The organism is Paenibacillus chondroitinus NBRC 15376 (assembly GCF_004000765.1).
GTDB lineage: Bacteria > Bacillota > Bacilli > Paenibacillales > NBRC-103111 > Paenibacillus_E > Paenibacillus_E chondroitinus.
In genome coordinates this window covers 18344-41077 of sequence record NZ_BILW01000047.1, presented here as the reverse complement: position 1 = coordinate 41077, position 22734 = coordinate 18344, and the positions used below count along the sequence as shown (strand labels likewise).

Annotated in this window: 20 protein-coding genes; all 20 read left to right on the top strand. The window is 48.5% G+C overall.

Annotation, left to right across the window (positions count from 1 at the left end; translation table 11 throughout):
- The first annotated feature begins 3 nt into the window (after positions 1-3).
- The 20 genes from PCH02S_RS35945 to PCH02S_RS30475 all read left to right on the top strand — a co-directional run bounded on the left by PCH02S_RS35945 (position 4) and on the right by PCH02S_RS30475 (position 22713).
- Positions 4-147: a hypothetical protein gene (locus PCH02S_RS35945; protein WP_164819796.1), complete on the top strand. Its 144-nt coding sequence runs from the start codon at positions 4-6 to the stop codon at positions 145-147.
- Between the two features lie 109 nt (positions 148-256).
- Complete coding sequence (gene abc-f, locus PCH02S_RS30565) at positions 257-2191, top strand: ribosomal protection-like ABC-F family protein (RefSeq protein WP_127457881.1); 1935 nt, start codon at positions 257-259, stop codon at positions 2189-2191.
- Between the two features lie 356 nt (positions 2192-2547).
- A complete protein-coding gene (locus PCH02S_RS30560; RefSeq protein WP_127457880.1) occupies positions 2548-3246 on the top strand; it encodes a pirin family protein in 699 nt (232 codons plus the stop codon).
- A 16-nt stretch (positions 3247-3262) separates the two neighbouring features.
- Positions 3263-3592: a hypothetical protein gene (locus PCH02S_RS30555; RefSeq protein WP_127457879.1), complete on the top strand. Its 330-nt coding sequence runs from the start codon at positions 3263-3265 to the stop codon at positions 3590-3592.
- Positions 3593-3658: 66 nt separating this feature from the next.
- The gene (locus PCH02S_RS30550) at positions 3659-4762 is read left to right on the top strand and encodes a nitric oxide synthase oxygenase (protein ID WP_127457878.1); all 1104 of its coding nucleotides are present in this window, start codon (positions 3659-3661) and stop codon (positions 4760-4762) included.
- An 849-nt stretch (positions 4763-5611) separates the two neighbouring features.
- Entirely contained in the window at positions 5612-7405 is a 1794-nt protein-coding gene (locus PCH02S_RS30545; RefSeq protein ID WP_127457877.1) for a sensor histidine kinase, read from the top strand.
- A complete protein-coding gene (locus PCH02S_RS30540) occupies positions 7371-8180 on the top strand; it encodes a response regulator transcription factor (RefSeq protein ID WP_127457876.1) in 810 nt (269 codons plus the stop codon). Before PCH02S_RS30545 ends, PCH02S_RS30540 begins: the two co-directional genes overlap by 35 nt.
- A 72-nt stretch (positions 8181-8252) precedes the next feature.
- Positions 8253-9647: an extracellular solute-binding protein gene (locus PCH02S_RS30535; protein ID WP_407670145.1), complete on the top strand. Its 1395-nt coding sequence runs from the start codon at positions 8253-8255 to the stop codon at positions 9645-9647.
- An 82-nt stretch (positions 9648-9729) separates the two neighbouring features.
- Entirely contained in the window at positions 9730-10611 is an 882-nt protein-coding gene (locus PCH02S_RS30530) for a carbohydrate ABC transporter permease (protein WP_127457874.1), read from the top strand.
- Positions 10612-10642: 31 nt separating this feature from the next.
- Entirely contained in the window at positions 10643-11512 is an 870-nt protein-coding gene (locus tag PCH02S_RS30525; protein ID WP_246069314.1) for a carbohydrate ABC transporter permease, read from the top strand.
- A gap of 191 nt (positions 11513-11703) precedes the next feature.
- Positions 11704-12612 carry an EamA family transporter RarD gene (rarD, locus tag PCH02S_RS30520; RefSeq protein WP_127457872.1) on the top strand — a complete coding sequence of 303 codons (909 nt, stop codon included), beginning with the start codon at positions 11704-11706 and terminating at the stop codon, positions 12610-12612.
- Positions 12613-13497: 885 nt separating this feature from the next.
- The gene (locus PCH02S_RS30515) at positions 13498-14364 is read left to right on the top strand and encodes a MurR/RpiR family transcriptional regulator (protein ID WP_127457871.1); all 867 of its coding nucleotides are present in this window, start codon (positions 13498-13500) and stop codon (positions 14362-14364) included.
- Between the two features lie 179 nt (positions 14365-14543).
- Positions 14544-15458 (top strand): N-acetylmuramic acid 6-phosphate etherase, encoded by a 915-nt coding sequence (murQ, locus tag PCH02S_RS30510; protein ID WP_127457870.1) that lies wholly within the window; start codon positions 14544-14546, stop codon positions 15456-15458.
- Positions 15459-15489: 31 nt separating this feature from the next.
- Entirely contained in the window at positions 15490-16929 is a 1440-nt protein-coding gene (locus PCH02S_RS30505) for an ABC transporter substrate-binding protein (protein ID WP_127457869.1), read from the top strand.
- 101 nt (positions 16930-17030) lie between these two features.
- Entirely contained in the window at positions 17031-17936 is a 906-nt protein-coding gene (locus PCH02S_RS30500) for a carbohydrate ABC transporter permease (protein ID WP_127457868.1), read from the top strand.
- A gap of 19 nt (positions 17937-17955) precedes the next feature.
- Complete coding sequence (locus tag PCH02S_RS30495; protein ID WP_127457867.1) at positions 17956-18816, top strand: carbohydrate ABC transporter permease; 861 nt, start codon at positions 17956-17958, stop codon at positions 18814-18816.
- 34 nt (positions 18817-18850) lie between these two features.
- The gene (locus PCH02S_RS30490) at positions 18851-19819 is read left to right on the top strand and encodes a GNAT family N-acetyltransferase (RefSeq protein WP_127457866.1); all 969 of its coding nucleotides are present in this window, start codon (positions 18851-18853) and stop codon (positions 19817-19819) included.
- Positions 19820-20527 (top strand): PIG-L deacetylase family protein, encoded by a 708-nt coding sequence (locus PCH02S_RS30485; protein ID WP_127457865.1) that lies wholly within the window; start codon positions 19820-19822, stop codon positions 20525-20527.
- Positions 20528-20620: 93 nt separating this feature from the next.
- Positions 20621-21763: an exo-beta-N-acetylmuramidase NamZ family protein gene (locus PCH02S_RS30480; protein ID WP_127457864.1), complete on the top strand. Its 1143-nt coding sequence runs from the start codon at positions 20621-20623 to the stop codon at positions 21761-21763.
- Positions 21764-21792: 29 nt separating this feature from the next.
- Positions 21793-22713, top strand: coding sequence for an N-acetylglucosamine kinase (locus tag PCH02S_RS30475; protein WP_127457863.1), 921 nt, complete (start codon positions 21793-21795; stop codon positions 22711-22713).
- Positions 22714-22734 lie beyond the last annotated feature (21 nt).

Sequence of the window (22734 nt, the reverse complement as noted above, 5' to 3'; positions counted from 1 at the left end):
AGGATGAATCGAGAGTTTGTGAACAACCGTGTGAGCCAGTTACCTATCGCGATGGCTGGCATCGTTCATGTATTTGCGTGCAACGGGAGAAGTCTGTCCAAATTTGCTCATACGGCATCACAACTCACGAAAAGACACCTACCTTAACCTCAATCGGATGATCCGCTGAAGGCCGTAGGAATTTTCCTGCGGCCTTTTTTGCTGCGTTCAGGATGTTCAGGAGGGGGGCTTTCATAACCAAGGAGGATCCTTCACGATGTTAATGATAAATGGTCAAAATATAAAGAAATACCACGGCGCCCAACTGGTGCTGGCGGACGTTGCGTTTGAGATTCACGAAGGCGAACGAATCGGATTGGTCGGACGAAATGGGAGCGGCAAATCGACCTTGCTGCGCCTCATTTCCAAAATGGAAAAGCCGGACGAAGGGCTGCTAACGGTGCGGAAAGATACACGAATCGGCTACTTGGCCCAGATTCCGACGGAATGGGAGAGCGGCACCGTGTATGATGTGCTCGCGGCCAGTTTTGCGGAGCTGCTGGAGTGCCGCGCCGCGATGACGGAGCTGGAACAGCGCATGTCGGAGTCTGCTGCGGACGGTCAGCTTGATCAGCTGCTCGGGCGGTATGCGCAGCTGCAGGAGCGTTTTGAGCGGGAAGGCGGCTATGAGCTGGACGCCAGAATCGACCAGGTGGCAACCGGACTCCGCATTGCCCGCGAGGTGTATGAACGAAGCTTCGCCTCGCTGTCCGGTGGGGAGAAGACGAAGATAGCGCTCGCTTCCCAACTGATCGGCAAGCCGGATGTGCTGCTGCTCGATGAGCCGACGAATCATCTCGATTTATTTGGCGTAGAATGGCTGGAAGAGTACTTGACCCATTATGAGGGCGCGTGTTTCATTGTGTCTCATGACCGCTACTTTTTGGATCGGGTCGTTACCAAAATTGTCGAGTTGGAGGACGGTGAGTCTTCGACTTATCTGACATCCTATACAGGCTACATGAAGGAGAAAGAAGTCCGACTGCTGCAGCAATTCGCGGATTATCAGGAGCAGCAGAAGGTCATCAAGAAAATGAAAGAGACGATCAAACAGCTCATGGAGTGGGGGCGTATCGGAGGAAACGATAAGTTTTTCCGCAGAGCGGCATCGATGCAGAAAGCATTGGACCGCATGGAGAAGCTGAAACGCCCTGTCCTTGATCCGAAGGCCGCTGAATTCGGGCTGAAGGTGGATGATCGCTCGGGCAAGCGGGTTATTGTGTTTGATGACGTAAGCAAGCAGTACGGGGACAAAGTGCTGCTGCGGAAGGCAAGCGGCTTGCTCGAGTATGGCGAGAAAGTGATGCTTCTGGGGCATAACGGTTCAGGGAAAACGACGCTGTTGAAAATGCTTTTGGGCGAGGTGCAGCCGGATGGCGGCGACCTGCAAATCGGCGCGCGCGTGGATATCGGTTACTTGGCGCAGCAGGAGTACCCGGAGGACCAGAAGAAAACGGTGCTGGCTTATTTTTGCGAGGAAGCGAAGCTGGAAGAAGGGGAGGCTAGAAGTCGTCTAGCGGCATATCTGTTCTATGGCGCAGATGTTTTCAAGCCGGTTAGCTCCCTCTCAGGCGGAGAATGGACGCGGCTGCGGCTGGCGCTGCTCGTGCTGCGTAAGCCGAATCTGCTCATTTTGGATGAGCCGACGAATCATATGGACATCGCCTCAAGGGAGGCGCTAGAGGAAGCGCTTGAGGAGTTTCCGGGCACGGTGCTTGCGGTGACGCACGACCGTTACTTCATCAACCGGCTGTCCCAGAAAATTTGGGAGCTGGATCAAGGGCGCATCACCGTTTATTTGGGCAGCTTTGATGCCTACAAAGCGAAAAGCGCGCAGCTGCGCGCGGCGCAGGCGCGCAAGGCGAATGCCGCTCCGGTGACGAAGTCCGCCAGAGGAGGGTCACCGGCAGCGGCGACCAAAGCGGAGCCGCGTGCGGCATCTGTTCCTCGCGGGAGTTCACGCAGCTCGGCTGCGTTCGCGCGCGAGCGGCTGGAGCGGGGCATCGCGGAAGCGGAGGCGCGGCTCGGCGTGCTCGATCAGGCGCTGGAGAATCCGGCGCCTGAGGAGCTGAGCCGCCTCTGGGCAGAGCGCGAAGCCGCCCAGGGGGATCTGGATCAGCTGTATGCGGAGTGGATACAGCTGGAGGAATAGGAGGAGGAGCCTGAGGGCTCCTCTTTTTTTGTGGCGGCGGGAGAGAGGCGGAACTACGAGCCGCTATTTTGAGGTGAGGCGCCCACTTGGCCTGTTAAAGGGAACCAGGGGGCGCTATTTCGCTTGTTTGAGCCGATTTGCAGGTGGCTGCTCGCGAATAAGGCCCTGTAGTTCCACTAGGTCAGCGATATCGGCTGATTTAGCCGAAATAGCGGATTGTAGTTCCCTTGGGTTAGCCCAATTGTTCGCCACGAGGGCTCGACTCTATTTTGCAACCGTTCCGCCACTGTTCTGACATGGAAGTCGATGATTACAATATGATAAGCTTAGAGTACTACATAAAGGAGGCGATAGCTGTGATTCAAGTCTTTCCTGCACATACGCGCAACAGTTCGGATTTGGGTTGGCTCAAGGGGTATAAGAGCTTTTCGTTTGGTGATTATTTTGATGAAAATAATACGAGTTTCGGGGTTATGCGTGTTTGCAATTATGATGAAATTGCCGCGGGTCGCGGTTTTGGTCCTCATCCGCACAGCGATATGGAAATTGTCAGCGTCGTTCTCAGCGGAGCTATTAAGCACGAGGATAGTTTAGGAAATGTGGCGATTACGGCAGTTGGCGGCGTTCAGCGCATGTCAGCGGGCAGCGGCGTGATTCATGCCGAGTATAATGCATCGGATTCGGAGCCGCTCAGCTTGTTCCAGCTTTGGTTTATGCCGGCGAAGCGGGGCACGGAGCCGTCCTTCGAGAATGTGACCTATGTACCGGAGGCCATGACGAATGCCCTGCTGCCGGTTGTAACACCTGAAGGCGGCGAGCACCAAGCGAAAATCTACCAAGATATGAGCATCTATCTCAGCAAGCTGGAAGCTGGTAAAGAGCTGGTCTTCAATCAGGGCGAGAATCGGCGTATTTTCCTTATGGTCATTAGTGGGAAATTAGAGGCCAATAAGGCTCAGTTGGAAACTATGGACAGTGCGCGGATGGAGGCGGAGTCGACGCTTCTGCTCCGTGCTGCGGAAGATGCGCATTTCATGCTAATCGATCTGCCATAACAAGGAGGCTGCGGAGATGAAGGAACAATTTTTGGTGAAACATGCGGTAGGCGGCCGGGCATTTATCGATACAGGCAAGGAGCCGGTTGAGTATACGTATAAGCAAGTAGAAGAACAATGGATTTTTACCGTGAAGATCGATAAGGAGCGTATTGCTGAGCTTTTAAAATGGAAAGATGAACTTAATGTTTTTATTTTTCAAGAGTTTGAGAATCAGCCGACACGGAAAGTATGGTTCTATGTTGGCGATGACGCTGTTCATTATTCAGAGGAGCAGGGCGAGTTGACGATTATCGCCGGCTCTCAAATAGCCTATGTACCGGAGCATTTTAGCGCACAATTGTAAAAGATAAGGAGCCCTGGAGGCTTGAGGGCCAAGGGAGCTTCTATGAATCGGAATGGAGTTACACCTATGAAAGAAGTGCAGGAAGTACAGGATAAACTGCTAGATAAGGCAGTTCCTTTTATTAGAGAGTGTTACGCTGAATTAGGCAAAAGCGAGAGCGAAATGGAAGCTCGCATTGCTGAAGTTACCCGTTCCATCGGGTATAAGGGTACCTATGAGCACACGCTTCAAGAGCTGGAGCATGGTGCCAAAATGGCATGGCGCAACAGTAATCGCTGCATTGGGCGATTGTTCTGGGAGACGCTGACCGTGCAGGATGCCCGTCATGCGGCAACGGAAGATGAGATGGCGCAAGCTCTATTCCGGCATATTGAGACGGCGACGAATGACGGGAAAATTCGCCCGATGATTACGGTATTTTCACCTGTGCAGGGGGCAGGGGCAGCTCCGGGGGCGTTTATTCATAATGCTCAATTAATTCGATATGCAGGGTATGAGACGGAGGACGGCATTGTGGGCGATCCGGCTTCTTTGCAGATCACGGCCATGTGCCAATCTCTCGGGTGGCAGGGAGCGGGGACCCCTTTCGATGTGCTGCCCCTCGTCCTTCAGATGGGGAACAACACGCCGAAATTCTATGAAATTCCGAGCCGACTGGTCAAGGAAGTCGCTATCACGCATCCGGATATCGCGGCCATGGCGGATTTGCGTCTCCAATGGTACGCGGTGCCAATTGTTTCTAACATGTACCTGGAGATCGGAGGCATCCATTACTCGGCGGCTCCTTTCAATGGTTGGTACATGGGCACAGAAATCGGGGCTCGTAACTTCGCTGACGAAGCGCGATACAACATGCTGCCGCGTGTAGCGGAAGTGATGGGGTTAGATACTCGGCGTGACGCATCCCTCTGGAAGGATCGGGCGCTTGTGGAGTTGAACGTGGCTGTGCTGCATTCTTTCCATCAGCAGGGCGTCGCCATAGTGGATCATCATACCGCAGCGCGGCAGTTTAAACGGTTCGAGGAAAAAGAGGAGAAGGCAAGCCGTGAGGTCACAGGTGACTGGACGTGGCTGATCCCGCCGCTTTCCCCGGCGACGACGCATATTTTTCACCAGCATTATAGCAATGAAGTGAAGCTTCCCAACTTTTTTTATCGGGATGAAGAGTAGATGAGCGGAGCAGGCGCCTTTGGCGGCCTGCTTTTTTGTTGGAAGGTGCAGCCTGCCCGCCTCGCACCAAGCAACCCATCCGCTCAGCCTGCCCGCCTCGCACCAAGCAACCCATCCGCTCAGCCTGCCCGCCTCGCGCCAAGTAACCCATTCGCTCTGCATGACTGCCTCGCACAAAGTAACCCATCTGCTCAGCCTGCCCGCCTCGCACCAAGCAACCCCTCCGCTCAGCCTGCCCGCCTCGGGCAATACCCCTCGCCCCCTGTTCTATGTTGTACTTTCTACAACATAGAACAGCTTTAAACCCCAACACCCCACTTTTCATTGTACAGAGTACAATGAATTCAGCCAAAATAGCGTGAAAACCGCGCTATTCTGATTTTACGTTGCACTTCGTACAACGTAGAAGCCGATAACGGCCGAACCGAGGCCATATCGTTGCACAAAGTGCAATATAGAGAAGCAGCGGCCATTATTGGAAACCGCCATTGGAAAAAATCCAATGACAAGCCTATTTTGGCAGTGAAATTGCACACTTCATTGGAGTAAATCCAACGGGGGAGCAACCTATTGCCTCAAATACGCAGATTTGACCAGAAGTGAGTGGATTCTGTCCAATGAAATCACACATTTGGCTTCTCATGAAGCCCCTTTATTGGATTTCATCCAATGCAGCACGCACACCCACAGTAGGTCGTGGCGCAAGGCAAGCAGTTGTGGCAGTCGAACGAGCACTCAGACCAGGTCGCCAATTTTAATCTGAGAAAGCTGGTAGGCAATTTCACACGTCTGTAGTATGATTTGGCGAGAAACATGTGCACGAATCCAGACGGAAAAGGGGAACCCCACATGTGGCAGAAGGTGGCTAATTGGAATACACTGCGCAATCAAATGCTGGCCGGCTTCGTTTTCGTTATGATCATCGTGTTAATTTGCGCTGGAGCCATTACGTTCAACTCGGTGTCCACCCTCCTGAACACGAAAGCGGAAACGCAGATGAAGCAAATCGCCTCGCAAGCGAACGGCAGACTTGAAGCGTTTCTCACGCAAATTGACACGTTAACGCTGCAGGCCGTCAATGACGCCTATCTACAGCAGCTATTTCTTTCCAATGTGCAAGGTAAAGAGGTGACCTTTAGCGAGCGGCAGGCGTTGTCGAAGATCGCCAATCATATACAAGCATATAGCGGTGTAAGCAATGTGGAGCTGTACACCACGGGATTTGTACGTTTGTTCCCATTGGACGATCAGAAAATGTCCGATCGAGTGGACAGCAACTGGATCGAGCAGGCAGACAAGGAAAAAGGAAAACTGGTCTGGATCGGGAATGATCCAAAGGAACCCGGCACGGTTCTAGCGATTCGACGGATCAACTTAATTGACCGTTGGTTCTCGAATGGCGGTTATTTGCTTGTCCGAATTAACAGCAGTTATTTTGATTTTCAGAAACAGTTAACGGATACAGGCAGCCACCAGGAATTGCTGGTGCTTGCAGACAGCTCAGGAACACCGATCATACCGGATGGCGAAGTCACGGACGGTGTGGGCGAATTAATGCAGACCTCCTCTCAGACGGTAACGATCAAACAGAAACGCTACATTTTGGTGAAGCAGCCATCGGAACAAACAGGATGGACGCTTATGATTTTGTATCCGGTCAGCGATATTACCGATGGGATCTCTGTACTGCGCTGGGCCATTATCGTATCAGGGGCGATTGGGTCGGTGTTGTTCATTATTCTCTCATTTTTGCTCTCGATGATGATTACTCGGCCCATTCTAAGGCTAATGAGGGCTATGAGAAATACACGACAGGGCGTGCTGACGCCGAACCTTACGAAAACGTATACAACAGAGCTGAACGATCTGAATATGACCTATAACCAAATGGTTGACAATATCAACGGACTCATTAAACTGGTTTATGAAAAAGAGGTCATCCAAAGCCGGACGGAACTGCAAGCGCTTCAAGCGCAGATAGATCCGCACTTTTTATACAATACGCTGGAAGCTTTGTACTGGTCTTTGCAGGATAAAGATGAGGAGGAACTCGCCGATCTTGTTGTCGCGATGTCCGATTTGTTCCGCTATGTCATCGGCAGCCCCAATAAGGATGAATGGGTGTCGATGGGGGAGGAATTGGAGCACATTAAACGGTATTTGAGCATTATGGGTGTGAGGTTCGGCTCTCGCCTGGTCTGGGAAATCAATATTGACGATGCGTACAATCATGTCCTCATCCCCAAATTGTTGATTCAGCCTCTCGTGGAAAATGCGATCCTACACGGTTTAGAAGGAAAAACAGATCCTGGCCTCATCACGATCCGTGTAGAGCCATCACCCTTGGAAGCTGCGGAGCTGCGGATCACGGTCAGCGATGACGGACCGGGTATGAGCGAGCAGAAGCTCCAAGCCGTTAAGGATGCGATGGAACGCGGCGGTGCACCGTCGGGCAAAGGAAAGGGCATGGCGATTTCCAATGTCCAGCGCCGCATTCAGTTATATTACCCAGCACTGGCGGATGGCAGCAGAGGTTTAACCATCCACAGTATTCCGCGCCAAGGGACAAGCGTCAGCTTCGACATTCCGATTCATAAGGAGGATAACGATGATTCCACCCAGCAAAACCATACTGATCGTTGATGATGAGCCGTTAACGAGAGAAGGCATCCGCAAAACGCTCGAAGCCTGGTCGATTGGCCGCTATCACATCTTAAGCAGCAGCAACGGAACTGAAGCGCTGGAAGTGCTGAATACCCGCCCGGTGCATCTGCTTATCACCGATATTCGCATGCCGGAGATCAGCGGACTGCAAGTGGTAGAGGATTCGCGCAATACAGGGCATAAGCCTGTCGTTATCGTCATCTCGGGACATCCCGATTTCCAATATGCTCAAACTGCGATTCAGCTAGGGGTCGTAAACTATTTGTTAAAGCCGATCAAAAAGAGCAAGCTCCTCGAAGCTGTCGAGCAGGCGCTGCAAATTGAAGAAGAACGCGGGCGCGTGGAAACGATGGAGAAAATGGTGGATTCCCGGCTCATGCAGGCCAAAACCGTCTCCATGAATTATAGCCCTCCTGTCAGGCAAGCCGTGCTCTATGTAGAGGAGCATCTCCAGGAACCTTTGGGCATGAGCGAGGTGGCAGGGCATATCCATTTGAATCCGAGCTATTTTAGCGCTCTTTTTAAGGAGCAGACAGGTTTCACTTTCAGTGAATATGTCACGAGGAGCCGGATTCAGAAAGCGAAGGAGCTGCTTTTGCAAACCAGGCTGACGATTGCGGACATTTCCGAGCAGATTGGGTACCAGACATCGAAATATTTTATTAAACTGTTCAAAGATTATGAAGGCATCAGTCCGAATCAATACCGCAAGCAGGCGAATGAGAGCGAAGAAAACATGGAAAACCAAAATTAGAAACCCAAAAATAGTGGTATATTTCCCGATAGCCGTTACTCCCTGCCGTCGCAATGAAAGCGCTACAATAATATTCGTAGCAAACATAGTTTAAGGGGGAAACAACGCATGGCAAGAAAAACGCTTACATGGACGATGACGACGATGCTTAGTCTCGGTTTGGTTCTATCCGGGTGCTCCAGTTCTACGACAGAGAGTGCCAGCACTCCGCAGCCTGCCAAAGAAACAGCCAAGGCAGCCGGAGAGAGCGCGCAACCCGCTAAGAAAGTAACGATCAAAATGATGCACCTCTGGCCGACCGGTAACTCCGCAACGCAAAACAAAATTGTAAACGATATCATTAAAGAGTATCAAACGGCAAATCCGAATGTGACCATTGAACAAGAAGTGCTTGAGAATGAGCAATATAAAAATAAAATGAAGGTGCTTTCCACTTCCAACGCTTTGCCGGACGTAGGCTTCACATGGGCTGCAGGCTACATGGATCCTTATGTAAAAGGTGACATGTTCGCTCCGCTAGACGACCTGCTGCAGGGAGATTTGAAAGATAAATTCGTTAACGGAACGACGAACGCCTATGCTTTTGGCGGCAAAACCTACGGGCTGCCCGTGGAACTGAACATCGTGCCGGTGTACTACAATAAAGCAATTTTCGCGAAATACAACCTGCAAGTGCCGAAAACCTATGATGAATTTAAAAATGTGGTTAAAACGCTTAGCTCCAATGGCGTTGCTCCAATCGCGCTGGGGAACAAGGACCGCTGGACCGGCTCCCTATGGTACATGTATCTGGCCGACCGCATCGGCGGACCGGAAACATTGAAGAAAGCCATTGACCGCACCGGTTCATTCAACGATCCTGGCCTGGTTCGCGCAGCTTCCGAAATTACCCAATTGGTTGATATGAACGGGTTCAACAAAGGCTTCAACGGACTTTCCAACGATGAGGGCAAAGCGGAATTCATGAACAGCAAAGCGGCTATGTACATGATGGGAACATGGGAACTGCCGAATTACACAACGAATAAGGATGTTCCACAAGCATTCAAGGATCAAATCGGCTTCTTTAAATTCCCGACCGTCGATGGCGGCAAAGGGAACTTGGACAGCTGGGTTGGCGGACCGGGCGTAGGCTTGTTCGTTGCCAACAATTCGAAGGTTAAAGAAGAATCCAAGAAATTTGTTTCCTTCTTCGTTCAGAAGTGGGGCGAGCACGCGATTTCCGAAGCGGGTGTGATCCCGGCGACGAAAGTAGATACCTCTAAGGTGAAGCTGCCGCAAATGTACATTGACTTATTAAATGAACTTAATAAAGCAAGCAACATCACGTTGTTCGCTGACGTACAGATGAAACCGGCTTCCGCAGAAGTTCACTTGAACATGATTCAAGCGTTGTTCGGCAAAGCGGTCACGCCGGAAGAGTTTGCGAAAAAGCATGAAGAAGCCTTGGCCAAAGAAAGCAAGTAACCACATGAATCGAGTGGGAAGGACATATCCCGACACGCGGTATGTCCTTTTCCTTTATCGGTAAGGAAGGGAAGTGTCCGTTATGGATAAAGTCATGTCCAATAAATCCATGATCGCTTTGTACGTCATTCCCTCGTTACTTCTGGTTGTGGCCCTGATCTACATGCCAATCGTCATGACGGGCTATTACGGATTAATGAAGTGGGACGGCGTAGGTAAAATGAGTTTTATCGGCTTGCAAAATTACATGGAGCTGCTTCGTGACGAGCTGTTCTGGAGCAGTGCGAAGCATTCTTTTCTGCTTGCTATTTTTTCAGCGTTGAGCTTGCTCGTCTACTTGCTGGTAGCGCTCGTGCTATCAGCCAATCTTCGTGGAGCCAATCTGTTTCGCAAAGTATACTTAATTCCGATGCTGCTGTCGTCAGTAGCAATTGCCCAACTATGGCTGAAAATTTTCCACCCGACGAACGGAATGCTCAATCATATCCTGACGTCGCTGGGGGTCCAGCATACACCTGAATGGCTCTCGAATCCATCGATTGTTCTCTATGCGATTTTTATTCCGATCCTGTGGCAGTACGCGGGATTCTATATTCTGATTTACTATGCCGCTTTGAAAAATGTACCCAGCTCGCTGATTGAATCAGCGCGCATCGATGGCGCCAGCCCATGGCGAATTGCCCTATCCATTCGTATTCCTCTGATCGCCGAAGTCATGAAAGTGACCGTAGTTCTTGCGGTTGTAGGGTCGCTGAAATATTTTGACCTGATCTATGTGATGACAGGCGGTGGACCGAATGGTGCCAGCGAAGTTATGGCTTCCTACATGTACCGCAAGGCTTTCAAAGGCTACGATTTCGGCTACGCCAGCGCTATTGGCTTTTTCCTGTTGATCATTTGTCTCGTTGTGACATGGTTAATTCGCAAAGCAACGGCATCCAAGGATAACATCCAGTACTCGTAACGAAAGGAGCTTGATTAAGATGAATATCGAAATGATTGAGCGTCAAGCGCAGCCTCAAATCATGCGGAGCAAGCTGCCGGGACGGATTGGATATGGCGTGCTGTATGCTATTTTGACCATCGTTGCTGTGATTCAGGTCGTTCCTTTGTTGTGGCTTATGCTGTTTTCGTTAAAAAATAACGAAGAAATTTTTAATCTGGCGCCAATGGCTTTTCCGGAACGGCTGCGCTGGGAAAATTATGAGAAGGTGTGGACGCAGGGCCATATCAATAATTACTTTTTCAACAGTGTCTGGATGACTGTGGTTTCTGTAGCGGTTACGGTATTGTTGGCCAGCTTGGTCACCTTTGCATTAACGCGAATGAAGTGGAAGCTCCAATCCTTCGTGCTTGGCCTGTTCATGGTCGGATTGATGATCCCGGTGCACTCGACGTTGATTCCGCTGTTCAGTTTTTTCACAAAAACACATCTAACCAATCACCCGTTATCCATCATCCTGTCGTACATCTCGTTCAATCTGCCGATTACGATTATGATCATGCTCGGATTCTACTACACACTGCCTCGTGAGGTGGAAGAAGCGGCCGTCATGGATGGATGCTCGGTGAACCGTATGTTCTTCAGCATCACGCTGCCGATGACCGTCTCGGTGCTTTCCACGGCTGTTATTATCAATATGATCTACAATTGGAACGAGTTTATTTTCGTCAATACCTTCATTAGCTCCGAGAAATATAAAACGCTAACCGTCGGTGTGCAAAATTTCATCGGTCAATATACGACGGACTGGGGAGCTATCGGGGCTACGTTGATGATCAGTATTTTACCGATTCTGCTGGCTTTCCTGCTGCTCAGCAATCGCATCGTGGAAGGTATTGCTGCGGGTTCTGTTAAAGGGTAATAAAATCATAGGGCATCCATTTTTGAAACTCTCGTCTATCGGGGGTTTATTTTTTTGTGAAAAAGTGGACTTAACTAGGTACGGACAGATGTGACACTCTATGTTACAATAGGACAATGCAAAATTGACCCTCGGATGAAACAACTACATTCACAGGGTTCTGTAACTAGACATTGAAAGAAGGTTTGACTATGAAAAAAGGGCTCTGGTACGCCATTATAGCTTATATCGCATGGGGCTTGCTGCCTGTTTATTGGAGATCGTTTGAGTCGCTGTTGGCAGGGGAAATCTTGGCACACCGTGTCATTTGGTCATTTGTTTTTATGGGGCTGCTTCTATTCGTAGGCCGAGGCAAGATGACGCAGCTGCGAAACATGTTTACAAACCGCAAGACTTTGCTCGTGGTCGCGGCAAGCTCGATTCTGATTTCGTCCAACTGGCTGATCTTCATCTGGGCTGTTAACAATGGCCATGTCATTGAGACGAGTATCGGATATTACATTACCCCGTTGTTTAATGTCATGCTCGCCGTCCTGTTTCTGCGGGAAAAGCCGAACTTTAGCCAGTGGATTGCTGTCGCTTTGGCGGGAGCCGGCGTTTTGGTAGCTACGATCGACTACGGCAGATTCCCGTGGGTATCCTTGTCGTTGGCGGCTTCGTTCGGCGTTTACAGCCTGGTGAAAAAGAAGGTGTCCTACGAAGCATCGATTGGACTGGCTGGGGAAACCGCGTTCGTTTTTCCTATCGCTGTCGCTTATATCGTTTACTTGCATTTCACTCATCATGAATCGGCTTGGTCGCTTCCTACTGTTTCGTTTGTGCTGCTTTTATTGTCAGGCGCGGTAACGGCTTTGCCTTTGCTGTGGTTTGCCAAAGCAGCCGCGCGGCTTCCGTTATCGATGCTGGGTTTCATCCAATACATCGGACCCTCGATTACGCTGCTGCTCAGTATTTTCGTATTTAAGGAGAAGTTTTCGCCGGTGCTGTTTATCAGCTTCTCCCTGATCTGGGCGGCGCTTATCGTCTACGCGTTGGCGTCGATGCGGGTGGCTAGGACGAACGCCGCTACTGCTGCCGCTTCGGCTGCGGAGGCGGGGTAAGTTTGGGCGCATATGTGGCAGGGAAGATCTGATTACTTGGAGTAGCTAGTTTAGTCAGAGCGTGAAATGGCGGTAGACGTGGAGTGTCACTTGGAGTACCCGAGCCGCGGATAGAGGAACTACGGGTCGCTATTTGAGCTCAATCGACTCTGACCCCGTCCCAAGCGGAACTACAGGGTACTATTCACCCGCGAATTAGCACAGTTCCGCTGAAATCGGCTGAATAATGGACCGTAGTTCCCTCTAACTAGCCAAATGCCCGCTTTTCAGCAAAATAGCGGACCACAGTTCCCTATCTCATCAGAAGGGCTATCCAACAGGCCTTATTTGCATGAATCGGTGGCAGGTGGAGATGAAGTTTAGCTAATGTGCTGTGGAAGGAAAGATTTGATTACTTGGAGTAGCAAGTTTAGTCGGAGCGTGAAATGGCGGTAGACGTGGAGTGTCACTTGAAGTAGCTAAAATAGATGGAAAGTGTCCTGTTATTTCCGATCTTTCGGGTTGAACCAGCGATATAACTGGAAAAATTCCAGTTATTCACCTGGAAAACGAAGATTTGAATAAATTAGCGGTGGTTTTTTCAGCTAATTTATTAGAGTCCCGTCACCAGTGGTGAGCAGGCCAAGCGAAACCGCCAAAACGGAATAAAGGGCTATCCAGCAAGTCTAACTAGACTTGCTGGATAGCCCTTTATTTTTTTCTTTGGAGCAATCATTTGCTCTGGAATTTAATTTTACATCGGTAAATATTCACTGAAATAAAATTTCTTGATTGGCGACTGGGAATCCGTTAGGATAGGAGAAGATCATCTTGTATTTTCAAAAAAATATTCGTATGATATTAGTAATTTTAGCTCAGATAATATATGGCGAGTAGGGAAGAGCGATGGCAATTAACGATAACATTTTGATCAAAATTCGGGATATGAAAGAAAGTCTTACGCCTGTAGAGAAACTGGTGGCCGAGTATGTCTTAGAGAACTTGGAAGAGATTCCTCACTTATCGATTAAGAGTCTCGCACAATTGACGAAAACGAGCGACGCATCGGTGCTGCGGTTCTGCAAAACGATGGGCTACAAAGGTTACCGTAATTTTATCGTCAGCATCTCTGCTTCAATTGGCTCTATGGATGACGAGCAGAAGGATCAGTATACCGATATTCAGCCTGGGGACGATCTTTCGATCATTATCTCTAATATTTCCCGTAACAATAGCAAATCAATTGAAGATACCTTAAGTGTGATTGATAAAAATGAAATCGCCCGCGCGGTGAAGGTGCTGCGCGAGAGCAGCCGCATTGTTTTCTTCGGGATTGGCGCATCCGGATTGGTGTGCATTGACGCGGAGCAGAAGTTTTCGCGGATTAACAAGATGTGCCATAGCTACACAGACGGACACAGCCAACTCACCAATGCCACACTTCTTGATAAATCAGATGTAGCCATCTTTATTTCCAACTCCGGCAGTACCATTGAAATTATTGAGTCGCTGGACATTGTCAAAAAGAATGGCGCTACCGTCATCGCGATTACCAAATATAACAAAAGCGAGTTAGCGGAAAAGGCGGACATTGTGCTCAGCATTTCGACACCTGAGGTTACAATCCGCAGTGGGGCAATGGGTTCGCGTATTGCTATGCTAACGGTCATTGATATTCTTTTTGCTGGAGTCGCCAGCGCAGAGTACAAAAAAGTGAAGAAATATTTGTCCAAAACACATGATATCATCGCTAGCATCAAACACCGCAAATGAATAAGTAAGACAACGGCTAAGCATCATAAAATCGTTGTCTTTTTTTTGTCGTATTCCAAAATAAAAATTCAAATTTTTTTTGTAAAATAAAATAAAATTTCAAAAAGTATTGACCGTGGTGAAATTTTTCGCTAGTATGAATTTAGAAACTTAAAGAAACAGGATAGGAGGATGAGACAATGGATGAGTATCTGTCGGGGTTGACTACGGAAGAGATTAATGAGAAAACACTGATGATCGACGAATGTACAACAGAACAAATGCTGCATTTGATGAATGAGCAGGATGCGACAGTTCCCGCAGCCGTAGGAGCGGAGATTCCGCAGATTATGAAAGCGGTTGACATTTTGCATCATGCGCTGAAAAATGGTGGCAGAATGTTCTACGTAGGGGCCGGATCTTCTGGCAGACTCGGTGTGCTCGACGCTTCTGAATGTCCTCCTACTTTTGGTGTAGATGCCATGCTGGTGCAAGGTCATATTGCTGGAGGCGACGTGGCCCTAAGATTTGCGGTTGAAGGATTTGAGGATAACGCAGAAGAAGGGGTCGCACTTATTGAGCGTTGCGGAGTGACTGACAAAGATGTGGTTATTGGGATTACAGCTAGTGGAAGCGCACAATTCGTCATTGCTGCTTTGAGAAAAGCGAAGGAAATTGGGGCTGCGACAATCGGCGTTGTAAATAACAAAAACTCGAAATTAGCGCCTGTCTGTGACGTATGCATCGCGCCTGTCGTTGGGCCGGAAGTCATTATGGGATCCACCCGTTTGAAAGCGGGGACAGCACAGAAGCTGGTTCTGAATATGCTTACGACTTGTACGATGGTCAAATTAGGGAAGACTTATAACAACCTAATGGTTGACATGAAAGCAAGTAATATCAAATTGCGTGATCGTTCCGTACGGATTATTCGGGCGGCATCAGGCGTTGACGATGCGACTGCGATCGCCCATTTGGAAGCTGCTTCCATGAATTGTAAACTAGCCATCATGATGATCAAAACAGGCATGAATGCCGCGGACGCTGAACAAGCCCTGCAGCAAAGTGAAGGAAGTTTGAAAAGAGCCATACGTACCTTTGTTCAAGTTGTGTAAATAACTGAAATTATTAGGAGGTCTGTTTTTCATGAAAAGAAAAATGCCCGTATTAGCATCCGTTGTAGCTTTAACAATGGCTTTAACCGCTTGTGGTGGCGCTTCAGGCACGAAAGAGTCAAGTTCACCGGCTGCATCAGCTCCAGCTGCAAGTGCTGGCGCTTCAACAGCGAAAGATACCATTACAGCCCTTTTGCCGCCGGTTTCACCGAACTACCAAAAAACTTTCGAACAAATGTCCAAAGATTTTAAAGCGTTATATCCTAATCTGACGTTGAAAATCGAACCGGCTAGCTGGGAAGATATGAAACAGAAATTGGATACACAAGTGAATGCGGGCAGCCCGCCGGATATTGCATTCGGAGGCTCTGACGGTATCCCGAAATACGTGCAGCAAGGTTTGCTCATGGACATCACGGATACAGCAACTCCTGAAATGATTAATGATTATGACAAAGCTCCACTTGATTATATGAAAAATGGCAAAGGTCTTTACGGCTTCCCGGCGTACATGGAAGTACACGCATTGGGCGGAAATAAAGAGTTCCTAGAAAAAGCAGGAATCGATTGGAAAAAAGTACAGACAAACGGCTGGACGTATGACGAATTCCGCCAAGCGATCAAAAAAGGCGTAGTTACTGAAAACGGCAAAACGCGTTACGGTTTTGTGTTTGCGGTGAAAGGCGTTGCTGCAGTTGACTACTTGGGTATTATGGCGAAAAATGCCGGTATGCCGAACGCATTTGATAAAGATTTGAAATATGCATACACTAGCAAAAATTACTTGGGTCTACTGAAAGACCTTCGTCAGTTGATTGATGACGGATCCATGCCGAAAGAGCTTAGCTCCGTAGATGCTGGTAAACGTTGGAACATGTTCTTGACAGGTCAAACGATGATCACAGGTAAAGGTCTTGCCGTGTTTGAGAACTCTGCAAAAGCAAACAATGCAAAACTAAAAGCAAATGATGCAAGTGCAGTAAAAGATTCCATCCCTGTTGATTATGTAGTATTGCCGGCTCCGACTTTCCAAGGTGCTAAACAATCCGCTGCTGCTGTCGTTGACGGTTACATGACGTTCCGCGGTAAAAAGGAACCAACTGCCGAGCACAAAGCAAACGTTGTAAAAGCGGCTTACTTCCTAGCTAGCGGTAAAAATGCGGCGACAACAAATAATGATTTGTTCTCCGCACACATCACGCAAAGCGCTAAAAAAGCGGCTGAAAGCATGAAAATTGAGAGAAGCCCTGAGAACGTGGCTGCTGTTGAATACATGCTTAAAAATGCAACGCCTGCTCGTTCCGATATCCCAAGTGAACTAGGCGCTAAAGCGATTAAATTGGAAACAGAAGTTATCGTACCTAAGTTCCAAGGTCTGATCGCAGGCGAAGTTACACCTGAAGCGATGTACGAAGCTGTGAAAACTGCCGCAATTGCTGCATTTGGCGCAGACGGCGTAGTTAAAGACTAATTTAAAAAAGTACATTTCGGATAGTCGTGAATGCAACTCACACGGCTATCCGAACTATTTTAATCCGGGTTTTCTGAAACGGGGTTTGGGGGTTAGAGGAAATGGCAACGAATATCGCTAAACCGATAAAAAGAAGAGGAATCAAAGGAGAAGGTGTCTGGGGATATGCATTTATTGCCGTCGCTTTGGTTGTTTTTGCGATGTTCACCGCATACCCGGTTGTAAGTGCATTTATCATCAGTCTCCAGGAATACAAACCTCTTGGTTCCACTTATGTTGGATTCGCCAATTATGCTTCTTCATTAAAAGATCCTTTGTTCTGGCAAGCCATGCGTAATACGGTCGTCTATACGGTACTGACCGTGCCGGTTAACCTGATCTTATCCATGGTGATCGCGATCTTGATTCTTCCGCTGAGGAAGAAAACACAAGGATTCTTCAAAGGTATTTATTATTTGCCTGTCGTAGCATCCGGTGTTGCTTTATCTGTCGTATGGCTTTGGATCTTCGATCCGCTTGAGGGCGGGATTCTCAATCAACTGATTCATTTCTTCGGATTCAGCAATCAGAACTGGTTGGGGTCAAGTAAAACAGCTATGTTTTCTTTGGTCCTGATGTCTTGGCTATCCAGTCACGGCACAAGCATTATCATCTACCTGGCTGGACTTCTTGGTATTGATGATACGTTCTATGAAGCAGCGGAAATGGATGGCGCGAACTTCTTCCAGAAGCTGTGGTACATCGTTGTTCCAGCTTTGAAGCCAGCTACGTTATTCCTTCTGGTAACGGGGGTTATCGGTTCTTTCCAAGTGTTCCAGAACGCTTACCTGATGACCGGCGGTGGCCCGAACAATGCGACGACGATGGTGGGCCTACTGATTTTCAACAATGCCTTTACTTATTTTGAATTCGGTAAAGCCGCGGCACAATCGCTGATTCTGGCTGTTATTATCGCAGGGATTTCCGTTATTCAGTTCAAATTCGCAGGAAAAGATGTCGACTATTAAGAGAGGGGATGGATAAATAATGGCTTTATACAGCAGTCATGCAGGCAAACCTAGAGTAAAAACCATTCGTAATTCAATCATTTTTATCGCCCTTCTCCTTTTTGCTTTGGCGACGATATTTCCAATCTATTTCATGGTTATTTCATCCTTTGCAGATCCGGTTGAGGCAGGAGCGGTGAACTACTCCATTTTACCAAGCAAGTTCACATTCGCTTCCTTCAAATATTTCTTTGATTATAGCGAGTATTCGTATCGGTGGATTCTGAACTCCCTGATCGTAGCTACGACAGTCATGGTATCCAATGTAATTTTCGCCAGTATGGCTGGATATGCGTTCTCCAAACTTCGTTTTAAAGGGAGAGGCGTGCTGTTTGCGGTATTGCTTGTCTCCATGATGATTCCTTACCAAGTTACGCAAGTTCCTTTGTATATTCTTGTTGTGAATGTGTTCAATTTGCAAAACACGTACAGCGCATTAATTATGCCGGGTATCGTTACGGTCTATAATATTTTTCTTGCTAAACAGTTTATGGGCAGCATCCCGAACGAGATTATGGAAAGTGCCAAAATCGAAGGGTGCAGCCAGTTCACCATCTATTGGAGAATCATTCTGCCTTTGTCCAAAACCGTTCTTGCCGTTATGGCGATTCTAACGTTCATGGATAGCTGGAACACGTTCTTCTGGCCGCTTCTGGTCACCAATACGATGGATATGCAGACGATTCAATTGGGACTCAAAAACTTCCGCTTCGCCAATACGACGTTTATCGCGCCGATGATGGCAGGGGCTACGATCTCAGCACTACCGATGTTTATTCTTTTCTTCAGCTTGCAAAAGTACTTCTTGGAAGGTGTAACGGTTGGAGCGGTAAAAGGCTAATACAAGCCGAGCGTGGGGGAGGGTTCACTTCAGCATGATTGTGACTTGGGATCAACAATATCGTCAAGCCGTTATTGATTTGTGGAATGAAGAAGCCGTGAAGGATGGCTATAAGGAACTGACGGAAGAAACTTTTGAGCGGATTTTCACGGCCAATCCTTATTTTGATCGTGATAATACCTTTGTGTTACTGGATCAAAATGAGGTCAAAGGCTTCGCCTGTGGCTGCACAGGGGATGATCTGCCGCTTGGGGAAGTGGCTGGATACATCACCTGCATCGTTTTGGCCGAGGGGTTCCAGACAGATCAGAACTATCAAGGCATGTTAGACGCATTAGAGCATCGTTTTCAGCAATTGGGGAAAAAGCAAGGCGAGGTCTTATTTTTTAATCCAATGTTACTGCCATGGTATATACCTGGGACTCCGAAGCATGAGCATAACAATGCGCCCGGCGTGCCGATCGAAAGTAAATTGTATGCGTTTTTGCTGGAAGCAGGGTATGTGGAACGTGCGAAAGAATGCGCGATGTATTTGAAGCTGGACGGTTTCACCATACCGGAGGATGTAAGAGCCAAGGAGCTTAAGGCGTCAGCTGAAGGATACACGGTGGAATTGTTCGATACGGAAAAGCATAACGGCGTTAAGGAAATGCTTAATGGCTTTAACAATCTTTTGTGGCAAAGGGAAATCGGGCAGTGCACGGCAGATGGTGTGCCAGTGGTCATTGCTGCATATAAAGGCAAAGTCATCGGATTCGCAGGCCCGGTCATTCGTCAAGACAACGGACGCGGCTACTTTGCGGGCATCGGCGTGCTTCCTGAGCATGAGGGCCATGGGCTGGGCAGCCTGCTTTTCTTTAAGCTGTGCGAAGCTTTCCGTTCAATTGGTACGGACTACATGTCGCTTTACACAGGTAGTACGAATCCGGCCATTCGCATTTATGAGAAGGCAGGTTTTACAACCGTCAAACAATTTTCTGTGATGAGAAGGGAGTTTGTGTAAATGAGCGAGCAAAAGTTAACGATATTAGCGATCGGCGGCCATGTTGGGGATGCCGAATTAACAGCTGGAGGCGTATTGGCAAGCCACTTCCTGAAAGGTGATCGCATCGCAACGCTGGCGCTGACAGCAGGCGAACGCGGTGTTCCGGCAGGACAAGATATGTCGGAATATCGCGTGCAGAAAGTGAAAGAGGCGAAAACATTTGCCGAAATGCTGGGCGGGGAAGCATTCGTCTTCGACGATATTCCTGACGGCGAGCTGCAGGATAACCAAGAGATGCGCTTCCGTGTAGCTGATGTCATTCGTCAAGTTCGACCTAACGTGATCATTACGCATTGGAAAAACAGCATGCACAAGGATCACATGACCACGCACCGCATCGTGAATGATGCCCGTTTTTTTGCTGCCTTGCCGACATTTGAACGGGAGCTTCCAGCCCATTTTGCACAGAGATTGTATTATGCCGAGAACTGGGAAGACGCGGTCGACTACCGTCCGTACGTCTATGTTGATTACGATCAGGATGCTTTCGACCTATGGGTCAAAGCCGTTTCCACGCATTGGTTCGTAACCGGCAGCAAGTCGTTCAAGTACTTGGAATACTACAAGCATTTGATGAGAGTCCGCGGGCTTGAGGCCAGAAAAGAATATGCACAAACGTTCATGATTCCAGAAGAAAATATGCGTGTGCTCAAAACTGAATTATAGAAAATCATCCGACCTCTACACGCAGCCGCTTATCACGAATATGGCTTGGGTAGAGGTTTTGTTCAATAAAAAGAAGCGAGCGAGGGAAAAGCTATGATTCTTAATGGGATTGATTGTATCGGGCAGTATGCTCATCTATTCAAAGGGAAACGGCTGGGGTTGATTACGGCGCCAACGGGTTTGAACAAGGATTTTGTTTCTACGATTCAAATTTTGCATGAAAATTTCAACCTAGCGGCCTTATTCTCTCCGGAGCATGGGGTGCGGGGAGATCAAGCCGCTGGCGCGCTGGTGGAAACGTACTTGGACCCGATTACACAGGTGCCGGTACACAGCTTGTATCGCAAAGATTCCAAACGTTTGAGCCAAGAGATGCTGGATGAAGTCGATATGGTCGTCTATGATATTCAGGATGTAGGAACCCGCTATTATACATTTATTTATACGATGTTATATGCTTTGGAAGATTGTGCGAAAGCAGGGAAACCTTTTGTGATTCTCGACCGGATTAATCCTTTGGACGGGGTGACGGTGGAAGGGAATATTTTAAAACCGGAATATCAATCCTTTGTAGGCAATTATCCGCTTGCAGTCCGTTACGGGTTGACGGTTGGAGAACTTGCCATGATGGCAAATGATCAGATGAACTGGCAGTGTGAGCTGCACGTGGTCCGCTGTGAAGGTTGGGAGCGAAACATGCTTTTCCCGGAGACGGGCCAAGAGTGGATCATGCCTTCCCTGGGACTTCCGCGATTTAGATCAGCTTTGCTGTATCCTGGAACTTGCATCTTTGAAGGCACGAACTTGTCGGAAGGACGCGGGACAACCGTTCCTTTTGAAGCCATAGGTGCTCCGTTCATCGATGGGCAGAAGCTGGCGGATGAAATGAATGCCAAGAAGCTGCCAGGCGTCGTTTTCCGGCCGGTCTATTTTAAACCGAGCTTCTCGAAGCATCAGGGAGAGTCCTGCAGCGGCGTTCAAGTTCATGTATTGGATACTCGTACTGTCCAGCCACTTGAAACCGGGATTACCCTGCTCTATACGATCAAAAACAATTATGAAGAGTTTGCCTTCCTGCCACCTTTCCGCGAAGGCTCCAGACCTTTCATGGATTTGTTATGCGGAGACAATGTGTATCGGCAAGATCATGTGAACGTTCCGGATCTGCTTCAGCAATTTCGTGAAGAGAGCCAGACCTTTGCGCAGATGAAACAGCCGTATCATTTGTACAAATAGAATAAACGGAAGAAGTGATAAGTAACCCAATGACAAGATATGTAGCGGGGCTAGATGGCGGAGGTACCAAAACAGCGGTAAAAATAGCTGACGAGAGCGGCCAAGTGGTGCATAGCTTTGCATCTGGAGCGATTAACTATAATGGGCAGGATGCGGAGAGCATCAAGCGGAGCTTTCAGGATATTTTTCAAGGCATTAACGATGCCTGCGGGGGACTGGAGAACTGTGAACAAATCGTAATTGGTGCAGCTGGGGTCAGCAATCCTACGGTTACATCCCGCTTGGAAGCGAATGTCAGAGAATGCGGCTATCAAGGGAACCTATATATCACAGGGGACCAGGAAACGGCGCTTTGCGGCGCGCATGATCGTGAATACGGCATCATTTTAATTGCGGGAACAGGGTCTATTTGTTATGGCAAAAAAGAGGACGGAACGATTCACCGTGCCGGCGGTCTGGGACACCTCATCGATGATGAGGGCAGTGGTTACAGTATCGGCCGCGACCTGTTGTCAGCGCTCGTTCGGGCTAATGATGGAAGGATCGGAGAGACCGTCATTACTGGTATGGTCTACGAACAGCTTCAACTGACGAATGTTCAGCAGATCGTTGGATTCGTTTATAACAAAGAGACGAACAAGAAGGACATCGCAGCCTTGGCGCCTATCCTGTCTATGGCTTGCGAACAAGGGGACGAAGCAGCGCTGGCTATTGCAGCTAAAAACGCTGTATCGCTCTTCGAGACGGTCGTTCCTGTCGTGGAAAAACTGTCTATGCAGCAAGGAAGCCTTGCAATGGCTGGAAGTGTATTGCTGAACAATAGCCATGTGCGGAACGCGTTTGTTCAAAAACTGAGTGAGAAATATCCGGATTTGGCTTGTATTACGGCTAAAAAGGATGCGGCGAGCGGTGCTGTCTTGATGGCGCTGAACCGTTTGAAGAAGAGATAGAGAAAGAAAGAGCAAGAAGAG

Coding starts and splice junctions, on each gene's coding strand:
- PCH02S_RS35945 (WP_164819796.1), top strand. CDS start 4: ATGAATCGAGAGTTTGTGAACAACCGTGTGAGCCAGTTACCTATCGCG.
- PCH02S_RS30540 (WP_127457876.1), top strand. CDS start 7,371: ATGATTCCACCCAGCAAAACCATACTGATCGTTGATGATGAGCCGTTA.
- PCH02S_RS30495 (WP_127457867.1), top strand. CDS start 17,956: ATGGCTTTATACAGCAGTCATGCAGGCAAACCTAGAGTAAAAACCATT.
- PCH02S_RS30515 (WP_127457871.1), top strand. CDS start 13,498: ATGGCAATTAACGATAACATTTTGATCAAAATTCGGGATATGAAAGAA.
- PCH02S_RS30500 (WP_127457868.1), top strand. CDS start 17,031: ATGGCAACGAATATCGCTAAACCGATAAAAAGAAGAGGAATCAAAGGA.
- PCH02S_RS30545 (WP_127457877.1), top strand. CDS start 5,612: ATGTGGCAGAAGGTGGCTAATTGGAATACACTGCGCAATCAAATGCTG.
- PCH02S_RS30525 (WP_246069314.1), top strand. CDS start 10,643: ATGATTGAGCGTCAAGCGCAGCCTCAAATCATGCGGAGCAAGCTGCCG.
- PCH02S_RS30555 (WP_127457879.1), top strand. CDS start 3,263: ATGAAGGAACAATTTTTGGTGAAACATGCGGTAGGCGGCCGGGCATTT.
- rarD (WP_127457872.1), top strand. CDS start 11,704: ATGAAAAAAGGGCTCTGGTACGCCATTATAGCTTATATCGCATGGGGC.
- murQ (WP_127457870.1), top strand. CDS start 14,544: ATGGATGAGTATCTGTCGGGGTTGACTACGGAAGAGATTAATGAGAAA.
- PCH02S_RS30490 (WP_127457866.1), top strand. CDS start 18,851: ATGATTGTGACTTGGGATCAACAATATCGTCAAGCCGTTATTGATTTG.
- PCH02S_RS30530 (WP_127457874.1), top strand. CDS start 9,730: ATGGATAAAGTCATGTCCAATAAATCCATGATCGCTTTGTACGTCATT.
- PCH02S_RS30480 (WP_127457864.1), top strand. CDS start 20,621: ATGATTCTTAATGGGATTGATTGTATCGGGCAGTATGCTCATCTATTC.
- PCH02S_RS30505 (WP_127457869.1), top strand. CDS start 15,490: ATGAAAAGAAAAATGCCCGTATTAGCATCCGTTGTAGCTTTAACAATG.
- PCH02S_RS30550 (WP_127457878.1), top strand. CDS start 3,659: ATGAAAGAAGTGCAGGAAGTACAGGATAAACTGCTAGATAAGGCAGTT.
- PCH02S_RS30485 (WP_127457865.1), top strand. CDS start 19,820: ATGAGCGAGCAAAAGTTAACGATATTAGCGATCGGCGGCCATGTTGGG.
- abc-f (WP_127457881.1), top strand. CDS start 257: ATGTTAATGATAAATGGTCAAAATATAAAGAAATACCACGGCGCCCAA.
- PCH02S_RS30475 (WP_127457863.1), top strand. CDS start 21,793: ATGACAAGATATGTAGCGGGGCTAGATGGCGGAGGTACCAAAACAGCG.